Below are 10,219 nucleotides of genomic sequence, written 5' to 3' on the forward strand. Positions count from 1 at the left end.
TCAGGAGTTGTACGCGTTCTGCGCCCGCTCCAGCCCCTCCGCCAGCAGACACTCCACCGCATCCGCCGCCCGGTCCACGAAGTAGTCCAACTCCTTGCGCTCCGCCGGCGAGAAATCCTTCAGCACATAATCCGCCACCGGCATACGCCCCGGAGGACGCCCGATCCCGAACCGCACCCGGTGATAATCCGGCCCCATCGCCTTCGTCAGCGACTTCAGACCGTTGTGCCCGTTGTCACCACCGCCCCGCTTCAGCCGCAACGCGCCATAACCGATGTCCAGCTCGTCGTGAACCACCACGATCCGGTCGAGCGGCACCTTGTAGAAATCCCGCAGCGCCTTCACCGGCCCGCCCGACAGATTCATGTACGACATCGGCTTCACCAGCACCACCCGGTGGCTGCCCGGCCCCACAGGACCCATCCGGCCCTCCACCACCTGCGCCTGAGCCTTCGTCGCCCGCTTGAACCGACCCCCGATCCGATCGGCCAGCAGATCCACCACCATGAACCCGACATTGTGCCGGTTCATCGCATACCCCGGTCCGGGATTGCCCAGCCCGACGATCAGCCAGGGAGCATTCGCAGGGGTCGTCACGTCCAGATCTCCTCAAATACAGCGCCAGCCGCTGCCCCCGACGGGAACAGCGGCTGACGAAACGACGACGGCCGGACTCAGGCCTCGGCGCCCTCTTCCTCCGTGCTCTCCGCGGCCTCGGTCTGCGCCGCCAGAACCTGCAGGACCGGAGTGTCCTCCTCCACCGCCAGCTTCACACCCTTCGGCAGCGGAATGTCCTTGGCCAGAACCGACGCGCCGGCGGACAGCCCCTGCACCGACACCGACAGCGTGTCCGGGATGTGCGTCGCCTCGGCCTCCACCGGCAGCGCGGGAAGAACGTGCTCCAGCAGGTTCCCGCCCGGAGCCAGGTCGCCCTCGGCCACCACCGGAATCTCGACGACGACCCGCTCACCACGCTTGACCCGCAGCAGGTCCACGTGCACCAGGAAACCCTTCAGCGGGTCACGCTGCACCGCCTTCGGAATCGCCAGCTCGTTGGTCTTGCCGTCGATGTCCAGGGAGATCAGAACGTTCGGCGTACGCAGCGCCAGCAGCAGATCATGACCCGGCAGCGTCAGGTGGACCGGGGTCATGCCGTGCTCGTACAGCACACCGGGAACCTTGTTCTCACGGCGGATACGACGCGCCGCACCCTTGCCGAACTCGGTGCGCGTCTCGGCGGCGATCTTCACCTCGGACATGCTCACCACTCCTCGTAGAAGTAGACGGAAAACGGACGCGGTCGCCCGGCTCCGAACAGCCTGCTACGAAGAGCACGTCGATAACGGACCGCCGCACCACGACAACGAGTACGGCCTCCCTCGCCGAGCAACTGCAGCAGTGTACTCAGAGCGGGAGGCCGACCCCAAAACGGTCCACGGGCCCACGGCACCACGGCCCACGGCACTACGGCACTACGGCACTACGGCACGACCGTCACCGCTCGTCGAACAGGCTCGTCACCGAACCGTCCTGGAACACCTCACGCACCGCACGCGCGATCGTCGGAGCGATCGACAGCACCGTGATCTTGTCCAGCTGCAACTGGCTCGGCGTCGGCAGCGTGTTCGTCAGCACGAACTCGCTCACCCTCGAGTTCTTCAGCCGGTCCGCCGCCGGACCCGACAGCACACCATGCGTCGCCGTGACGATCACATCCGCCGCACCATGCGCGAACAGCGCGTCCGCCGCGGCACAGATCGTGCCACCGGTGTCGATCATGTCGTCCACCAGGACACAGATGCGGCCCTTCACATCACCGACGACCTCATGCACCGTGACCTGGTTCGCCAGATCCGGATCACGCCGCTTGTGCACGATCGCCAGCGGCGCACCCAACCGGTCGCACCAGCGGTCCGCCACCCGCACACGGCCCGCGTCCGGAGACACGACCGTCAGCTTCGAACGGTCCACCTTGCCGCCCACGTAGTCCGCCAGCAGCGGCAGCGCGAACAGGTGATCCACCGGCCCGTCGAAGAAACCCTGGATCTGATCCGTGTGCAGATCCACGGCGAGAATCCGCGTCGCACCCGCCGTCCTCATCAGATCCGCGATCAGACGCGCCGAGATCGGCTCACGCCCACGGTGCTTCTTGTCCTGCCGCGCATAACCGTAGAACGGCACGATCACCGTGATGGAACGAGCCGACGCACGCTTCAGCGCATCGATCATGATCAACTGCTCCATGATCCACTTGTTGATCGGAGCAGTGTGGCTCTGGATCAGAAAGCAGTCGGCACCCCGCGCCGACTCCTGATACCGCACATAGATCTCCCCGTTCGCGAAGTCGAACGCCTTCGTCGGGACGACCTCGACACCCAGCTCATGGGCGATTTCCTCGGCAAGCTCGGGGTGGGCGCGGCCGGAGAAGAACATCATCTTCTTCTCGCCGGTCGTCTTGATCCCGGTCACAGCAGTGTCTCCTCAGAAGGTGTTCGCAGCATGGTGGGGTACACGCGTGTGCGCACTTATCACGGTACGCCGTATTTCGAGCAGCCGTTCCCCGTCAGCCCTCGCCCCCGGACTCCCGAGCAGCCGCCTCGGCAGCCTTCGCCGCCGCACTCCCCGGACGCTTGCGAGCCACCCAACCCTCGATATTCCGCTGCTGACCACGGGCCACCGCCAGCGCACCCGACGGCACATCCTTCGTGATCACCGAGCCGGCCGCCGTATAGACACCGTCCCCCACTGTGACAGGCGCAACAAACATGTTGTCCGCACCCGTCCGGCAATGCGAACCCACCGTCGTGTGATGCTTGTTCTGCCCGTCATAATTCACGAACACCGTCGCCGCACCGATGTTCGTGTACTCACCGATTGTCGCGTCCCCGACATAAGACAGATGGGGAACCTTCGTCCCCTCACCGAGCGACGCATTCTTCGTCTCGACGAACGTCCCCACCTTGGACTTCGGCCCAAGATCCGTCCCCGGCCGCAGATACGCATACGGACCCACGGAAACCCCCGGACCGACCACCGCCCCGACAGCCACCGTGTTCTCCACCCGCGCACCGGCCCCGACCCGCGTATCCGTCAGCCGGCTGTGAGGCCCCACCTCCGAGCCCTCACCCACATGCGTCGACCCGCACAACTGCGTCCCCGGATGCACGACGACATCCCGCTCGAACGTCACCGACACATCCACCCAGGTCGTCGCCGGATCCACGACCGTCACCCCGGACAACATCGCAGCCGTCAGCAACCGGTCATTGAGAATCCGCCGCGCCTCCGCCAACTGCACCCGGTTGTTGATCCCCGCGATCTCCCGGTGATCAGCAGCCACGCACGCACCCACCCGGTGACCCGCCTCACGCAGAATCCCGAGCACATCCGTCAGGTACTCCTCACCCTGACTGTTGTCCGTCCGGACCTTCCCCAGGGCATCGGCCAGCAACCGCCCGTCGAACGCGAACACCCCGGAATTGATCTCCCGGATCGCCCGCTGCTCCTCAGTCGCGTCCTTGTGCTCCACGATCGCGGTCACCGCACCGCTGACCCCGTCCCGCACAATCCGGCCGTACCCCGTCGCATCCGGCACCTCAGCGGTGAGCACGGTGACGGCATTGCCGTCGGAGTGATGCACAGCGGCGAGATTCCGCAGGGTCTCACCCGTCAGAAGCGGCGTGTCCCCACAGACGACGATCACGGTCCCGTCCACGGACCCGCCGAGCTCCTCCAGCCCCATGCGGACCGCGTGCCCGGTCCCGTTCTGCTGTTCCTGCACGGCCGTACGGACCTCGGCGTCGATCTCGGCCAGATGCGCGGTGACCTGCTCCCGCGCGTGCCCGACGACGACGACAAGATTCTCCGGCTTCAACTCACGCGCAGCGGCGAGCACATGACCCACCAGGGAACGGCCACAGATCTCATGCAGGACCTTCGGTGTGGCCGATTTCATACGGGTGCCCTCACCCGCTGCGAGAACGATGACGGCTGCCGGGCAGATGGCGCTCACGGAATGCCCTTCGGCTGTGGATGGGTGGGGGTTGGACAACCGCAGGATACCGGGGGCATTCGGGCGACGAGACAGGAACGGGTCCTGCCCCCTGAGGGGTCAGGACCCGAACTGGGCATGTGCTCCCGGGGGAGGACTCGAACCCCCATGATCAGAGCCAAAATCTGACGTCTTGCCCTTAGACGACCCGGGATAGCCCCTATGTCCGATTTGATGGATCGGTAGCAGGTGCTGTCCCTACTATGCCGTACCACCAGCCTTCGATGCGACGGTGGAGGTCGGCGCTTTGGAGGATTGCGACCCGAAGACAGCCGTAGTAGCCCTCGCCGGTGTTCGTCCGGTTGGTCTTGGGGTTGTGCTTTTTGAGGCTCGTTTTCAGCAGGGCGCCGACGTCGATGCCGACCTGGTCCGCCCAGTAGGCCTCGGCCTTGGCGATGTCTGCTGACTCGTGGATGTTGACCGAGAAGCGTCGGCGTTCGGGTTCCACGCCGAGCAGGTCGAGCCATCGGAGGAACAGCTTGATCATGTTCGGGTCGCTGTTCACAAAGATGACGCGTCGGTGTGCGCCGGCCTTGGCTTTTGCTCCCTCGGACCAGTAGAGCCCCACGCCTACCAGGAACAGTTCGCGTGGGGTGAGGGGGCCGATCTCGGCGTATGCGGCATTCCGCAGTTCTTCTCGTGCGATGGCGCGGTCCTTGACCGCGCGCTCCAAGCCGCGCCGCGCTGCTGTCATGTCAGGTCGGCGCCGTTCCGGTGATGGCAGGTCCCGCACCCACAGGGAAATCGAACTCTTGGAGCAGCCCAGCTCCGCCTGGATCTCGTTGTACGTCCACCCCTGCTTGCGCAGCTCCCGTGCTCTCTCTCGCATGTCGTCCTTGGCTCGGGGGCGCTTCGTCCATGCGGGGGGTGGTTCGCCCTCGACGAGGCGCTGAAGCGTCTCCTTGCTGTGTACCTGGAGCTCGTCGCGGATCTGCCGGAGGCTGTAGCCCTTGCGCCGCAGCGCGATAGCCCGTTCCCGCAGTCCCTCGAAGTCGGCGTACTTGCTTCGTGCATGTGCCATGGGCATACCGTCCGGCCGGAATGTTCGGTTCCGGGGTCGAACGGGGGATGGTTCAGCAGTTCGAGGGAATCCGGCCGGTTTCGCTGTCCTGCGATGACGGAGTGTGGTCCGGTCCCGTGCCCGGAACTCGGAGGAGCGGCCGGAACGGCCGCCCGTAGTCTGGGGGTATGACCACGACGGGGGAAGACCGCGCCACGGCCCCGACCGGGCCGTGGTGGTGGACGCGGTGGCGTGGTGCGGTGCTCGACGGGAGCCTTGCGCTGGTGTCCGCCGTGGAGTGCGGGCTCGAGGGGGTGCCGTTCGCGCGGGATGCGGGGATTCCGACGGCCGTGGGGGTCGTGTTCGGGGTGCTCGCGGGTTCCGTGCTGCTCGTCCGGCGGCGGTGGCCCATCGCCGTGGTGCTGATGGTGATCGCCGTCATGCCGGCCCAGATGGGTTACCTGATGGGGCTCGTCGGGCTCTACACCCTGGCCGCGTACGAGGTGCCGCGCCGGGTGGTCGCCGCGTTGGCCGGGATGTCCCTGCTCGGGACGATGATCGTGACGTTCGTGCGGGTGCAGCAGGACGCGGCGCGGGCGGATCTGACCCTCGGGAACTGGTTCGTGCCGTTCGCCGCGGTCACCACGTCGCTCGGGCTGACGGCGCCGCCGGTTCTGCTGGGGCTGTACGTCAGGGCGCGGCGTCGGCTCATGGAGAGTCTGCGGGAGCGGGCGGACAGTCTGGAGCGGGAGCTGCAGCTGCTCGCGGAGCGGGCGGAGGAGCGGGCCGAGTGGGCGCGTCGTGAGGAGCGGACGCGGATCGCGCGGGAGATGCACGACGTGGTCGCGCACCGGGTGAGTCTGATGGTGGTGCATGCGGCGGCGTTGCAGGCGGTGGCCCGGAAGGATCCGGAGAAGGCGGTGAAGAACGCCGCTCTGGTGGGGGACATGGGGCGGCAGGCGCTGGCCGAGCTGCGGGAGATGCTGGGGGTGCTGCGCAGTACGGAGGGGCAGGTGCCCGCGCCGCGCGGGGGGAAGGACGAGGGGGATGTGCCGTTGGCGGCGGTGGGGGCGGCTGCGGCTGCGGCGGCTTCCCGGGCGGCCGGGGGTGGGGCGGAGGGTCCGTGTCTGTCGGAGCTGGACGAGTTGATCGGTCAGTCGGTGGCGGCGGGGACGACGGTGGAGCTGTCGGTGGAGGGGGAGGCGCGTTCGTATGCGCCGGAGGTGGAGCAGACGGCGTATCGCGTGGTGCAGGAGGCGTTGACGAACGTCCACAAGCACGCGGCGGGGGCGAAGACGTATGTGCGGCTGGCGCATCGGGCGTCGGAGATCGCGGTGCAGGTGGAGAACGAGCCGCCGTCGGTGCCGGGGGCGGGGTCGGCGGCGGGGCTGCCGTCGGGGGGGAACGGTCTGGTGGGGATGAGGGAGCGGGTCGTGGCGCTGGGGGGCGTGTTTGTGTCGGGGCCGACGGAGGCGGGGGGGTTTCGGGTGTCGGCGGTGATTCCGGCGCCGTAGGGCCGGGGTGTGGGGCCGGGCCGTAGGGCTGAGGGGTGTGGGGCCAGGGGGGTGTGGGGCCGCCGGGGGCCGTGAGGCCGGGCGGCTGCGGGGTGAGCGGCCGTGGGGCCGGCGGCTGCGGGGTGAGCGGCCGTGGGGCCGGCGGGTGTGGGGCGGGGGTCCGGTGGGTTCAGCCCGTGGTGAGGCGTACCGGTTGCATGCCGGAGATGAGGGCGGTCAGGGCGTGGTCGATGTCGGGGCCGATGTACCAGTCGCCGGTGTGGTCGAGGGCGTAGACGCGGCCTTCGGCGTCGATGGCGAGCAGGGAGCCTGTGTCGGTTTCGGCGCCGAGGGGGCAGACCTCGGTGCCGAGGGCGAGGCCGAGGTCGCCGAGGGTGCGGGCCATGTGGAGGCCGTGCAGGGGGTCGAGGTGGAGGGTGGCGGGGGCGATCTGGCGGCCGGGGCCGGTGGGGGTGATGTGCAGGCCGCCGAATTCGGCCCAGGCTTCGACGGCGGCGGGGAGGACGGTGTGGCGGTGGCCGGCGGGTGAGGTGTGTTCGCTCAGGGTGTCGGCCCAGATTTCGGCTTGTTTTATGTCCCAGCGGCCGGGTTTCCAGCCGGCGGCGCGCAGGGCGGCGTCGACGGGGACGGCGAAGCGGGTGGTCGAGGTGCGGTCGGCGTGCATCTGCCTTCGTTCGTCGTGGGGGTGGTGCGGTGGGTGTGGGGGTGGGGTGGGGTCAGTTGCCGGTTGTGGGTTCGACGATGCGGATGCCGAAGTGGGCGCTGAGTGCGGTGCAGGCGCGGCAGGGGGTGGCGAAGCGGCCGTGGAGGGGGTCGCCGTCCTCGCGGATGTGGCGGGTGGTGAGTTTGGCGTGTTTGAGGGATTTGCGCGCTTCGCCGTTGGTCATGGGTTTGCGGGAGGCGCGTTTGCTGCGGGCGGCGTCGGCGGCGGTGATGTGCCGGGAGATGAGGATGGTTTCGGCGCAGCGGCCGGTGAAGCGGTCGCGCTGGGCGCTGGTGAGGGTGTCGAGGAAGTCCTGGACGAGGGGGTGGAGGGTGGGGGGTTCCTCGCCGCGGGCGGCGGTGCCGGTGAGGGTGGCGCCGCGGACGGAGAGGGCGGCGGCGATGGTGGGGAGTATGCCGTCGCGGCGGTGACGGAGGGTGGGCGCGTGGGGGGTGTCGGTGCTGCTCCAGCGGATGCGTGGGTCGCCGGAGGCGTGTGCCTGCGGTCCCGTCTGTGTCGCGCTCATGATCGTTGTGTCCTCCTGTGCATCCCCCGAGGGACACAGAGTGCCAAATGGCGTTGCCGCTGTGGTAGCTGGGGCGGTGTGACACACCCGGGCGGGGGCGGTGCGTCACGGAGGGGTGACGGTTGGTCACTTGTGGTGGGCGGGGGTGGGGCGGTGGCGGGGTGGTGGCCCGATGACCGGTGTCGGCGTACCGCATAGGCTGTCGACACGCCGCGGTGCGCGCGGTTGACGTAGTGGAGAGAAGTAGGGATACGGGTCTTGGCGGGCCGGTGCTGGATGCCGGTCGCCGTGGGTCGTACAGAGTGCCTCAGGGGGCAACCGCCATGACGACAGGTCGGCTCGGGCTGGGGGTTCCACCCGGCCGCCAGGCTGGGGGACGGACCGCGCCGCCGAATGCGGCCTATGCCGGGCAGGTCGTGCACTTTCCGGATCCGGTCCGGGCCGCTCGCCATCCCAGAGGGGTGTGGGTGGACGAGCGTGGTTTCCCCGACTTCTCGCCGTATGCGCGGGTCGCGGTGGAGATCGCGGAGCCGCCTGCGGGGTTCGGGGTCGATGAGCTGCGGCTGACGGACTATGTGTCGGCGAACGCGGCGATGGCGGCCTCCGGGCACGAGTTGTGGGACACGGTGCCGAATGTGGCGACTCCGCACGGCTGGACGTGGCATCACGTGGCGGGCAGCCGGCGGCTGGAGCTGGTGCCGGCGGAGGTGAAGGCGCTGTTGCGTCATCACGGTGGCATCGCGACTGCGAATGTGGATCAGACCAAGCGGGGGACGCGTCCGTTGCAGGAGACGCGGCCGGCGCACTTCGGGCTGCCGAAGTCGGGTGTGGCGGTGTCGGAGCAGCAGGTGCAGGGGGTCGAGGAGGACCTGGGGTACCGGCTGCCGGGGGCGTACCGGTCGTTTCTGAAGGCGGCGGGTGGCTGTGCGCCGGTGGGGACGGCGCTGGACGCGGAGCTGGGGCTGCTGATCGACCAGCCGTTCTTCACGGTGCGGGAGGAGGCGGCGGTCAATGACCTGGTGTACATCAACAAGTGTCTGCGTGATCACCTGACGAAGGACTATCTGGGCGTCGCTTTCGTGCAGGGCGGGCTGCTCGCGGTGAAGGTGAAGGGCGAGCGGGCCGGTTCGGTGTGGTTCTGCCCGTACGACGATGTGCGGGACGTGGATCCGTCGTGGTCGCAGGCGGAGCGGGTGGAGCGGTTGCTGCTGCCGTGCGGTGAGGACTTCGACGCGTTTCTGTCCCGGTTGGCGGGTTCTCCGCCGGAGTTGGAGACGGTGGCGAATCTGATGGTGGAGGGTGGTTTCGCGCGCGTGGTGCCCGTGTCCTCCGGTCCGTCGGTGGGAGAGTGAGTCGGGCGATGGTGACGTTCGCGCAGGCGCAGGAGCGCGGGGAAGAGTGGATCAACGGGGACGTACCGGCGTACCAGCAGCGTGAGGTGCGGGTACGGGAGTTCGAACTCGGCTTCGTGGTGTGGGCGGAGGACCGTGAGGGCGGTCCTCGGCCGGACGGCGGCGCGCAGCGGCTGGTGATCGCCCGGGACAGCGGGGAGGCCACGTTGTGGCCGGCGTTGCCGGTGGGGGAGATCATCCGCCGGTACGAGGAGGAGTACGGCCGTGCGGAGCAGGCCGCGGAGGCGGCTTTGGCGCCGTCGGCCCGGGTGGATCTGAATCAGACGTCGTTTTTGCTGACGCCGCCTCAGTGGTTGCAGGAGACGGCGGACAAGCTGGGGATTCCGGACCGGCGGGGCGGGTCGGAGGCGGAGGGCGAGGCGCTTCCGCGGACGCAGGCCGGGGTGCCGGCGGGCGCGTCCGGGGCGTCGGGTGCCCCGAGCACGCCGAATACCCCGGGCACTCCGAGTGCTCCGGGAACGCCGAACACGCCCAGTGCGCCGAGCACGTCGAGCACCCCGAGTGCACCGAGCACTCCGAGTACCCCGAGCACCCCGAGCGCTCCGGGTGTTCCTGTCGGGGCGACTCCGTGGACCGGGACGGACATCAGCGTGGATGCGGAGGACGACCGTTCCGTGCCGCTGCCGGACACGGTCTACTCGCCGTCGCTGAGCGAGACCGACGACACCCCGCCGCCCGCCGTCGCGCCGGACGCCAAGACGACGCTGATGGAAGGCGGCAGCCGGCTTCCGCGGACGAGGCTGGCACCGGCGATCGACGCACCCGACGGGACCGGCGGGACCGGTGGGACCGGCGGAGCCGGTACGCCGGCCGGCGCGGGTGCGTCCGGCGCGGGTGCGTCCGGCGCGGGTGCGTCCGGTGCCCCGCAGGACAGCACACCGCCGCCCGCGCCGCCGCGTACGCTGCCCGGTCCGGGGACGCCGCCTCCGTCGCCGTCTTCGGGCAGGCCGCGGGACGCGGCCGCCTCGACGCCGCCGTCCGCGCCGCCTGCGCCAGGCGCCGGTGAGGCCGCC

General features: G+C 69.2%; 9 protein-coding genes, 1 tRNA gene and 1 pseudogene. 3 read left to right on the forward strand and 8 right to left on the reverse strand.

Annotation, left to right across the window (positions count from 1 at the left end):
- The 6 genes from pth to ABD224_RS26430 all read right to left on the reverse strand — a co-directional run bounded on the left by pth (position 1) and on the right by ABD224_RS26430 (position 5,072).
- A complete protein-coding gene (gene pth, locus ABD224_RS26405) occupies positions 1–603 on the reverse strand; it encodes an aminoacyl-tRNA hydrolase (protein ID WP_344054274.1) in 603 nt (200 codons plus the stop codon).
- Between the two features lie 71 nt (positions 604–674).
- On the reverse strand, positions 675–1,259 hold the full coding sequence (locus ABD224_RS26410) for a 50S ribosomal protein L25/general stress protein Ctc (RefSeq protein WP_344054263.1): 585 nt from the start codon (positions 1,257–1,259) through the stop codon (positions 675–677).
- A 235-nt stretch (positions 1,260–1,494) separates the two neighbouring features.
- Positions 1,495–2,469, reverse strand: coding sequence for a ribose-phosphate diphosphokinase (locus tag ABD224_RS26415; protein WP_344054264.1), 975 nt, complete (start codon positions 2,467–2,469; stop codon positions 1,495–1,497).
- Between the two features lie 94 nt (positions 2,470–2,563).
- The gene (gene glmU / locus ABD224_RS26420) at positions 2,564–4,012 is read right to left on the reverse strand and encodes a bifunctional UDP-N-acetylglucosamine diphosphorylase/glucosamine-1-phosphate N-acetyltransferase GlmU (protein WP_344054265.1); all 1,449 of its coding nucleotides are present in this window, start codon (positions 4,010–4,012) and stop codon (positions 2,564–2,566) included.
- 122 nt (positions 4,013–4,134) lie between these two features.
- Positions 4,135–4,205 (reverse strand) — tRNA-Gln (locus ABD224_RS26425).
- A 6-nt stretch (positions 4,206–4,211) separates the two neighbouring features.
- Positions 4,212–5,072, reverse strand: a complete 861-nt coding sequence (locus tag ABD224_RS26430) for a hypothetical protein (protein ID WP_344054266.1) — start codon at positions 5,070–5,072, stop codon at positions 4,212–4,214.
- A gap of 167 nt (positions 5,073–5,239) precedes the next feature.
- Between ABD224_RS26430 and ABD224_RS26435 the strand changes: the two genes are divergently transcribed.
- Positions 5,240–6,565: a sensor histidine kinase gene (locus ABD224_RS26435; protein WP_344054267.1), complete on the forward strand. Its 1,326-nt coding sequence runs from the start codon at positions 5,240–5,242 to the stop codon at positions 6,563–6,565.
- 169 nt (positions 6,566–6,734) lie between these two features.
- On the opposite strand, the gene ABD224_RS26440 is transcribed toward ABD224_RS26435, so the two are convergent.
- A complete protein-coding gene (locus tag ABD224_RS26440; RefSeq protein ID WP_344054269.1) occupies positions 6,735–7,229 on the reverse strand; it encodes an SUKH-3 domain-containing protein in 495 nt (164 codons plus the stop codon).
- A gap of 52 nt (positions 7,230–7,281) precedes the next feature.
- Positions 7,282–7,794: a YwqJ-related putative deaminase gene (locus ABD224_RS26445; protein WP_344054271.1), complete on the reverse strand. Its 513-nt coding sequence runs from the start codon at positions 7,792–7,794 to the stop codon at positions 7,282–7,284.
- 323 nt (positions 7,795–8,117) lie between these two features.
- Between ABD224_RS26445 and ABD224_RS26450 the strand changes: the two genes are divergently transcribed.
- Both ABD224_RS26450 and ABD224_RS26455 read left to right on the forward strand, forming a co-directional pair.
- Entirely contained in the window at positions 8,118–9,146 is a 1,029-nt protein-coding gene (locus ABD224_RS26450) for an HNH endonuclease (RefSeq protein ID WP_344054276.1), read from the forward strand.
- 8 nt (positions 9,147–9,154) lie between these two features.
- Positions 9,155–10,219: pseudogene (locus ABD224_RS26455) on the forward strand (SUKH-4 family immunity protein); the annotation flags it as partial.

It is taken from the genome of Streptomyces thermoalcalitolerans (assembly GCF_039525155.1).
GTDB lineage: Bacteria > Actinomycetota > Actinomycetes > Streptomycetales > Streptomycetaceae > Streptomyces > Streptomyces thermovulgaris.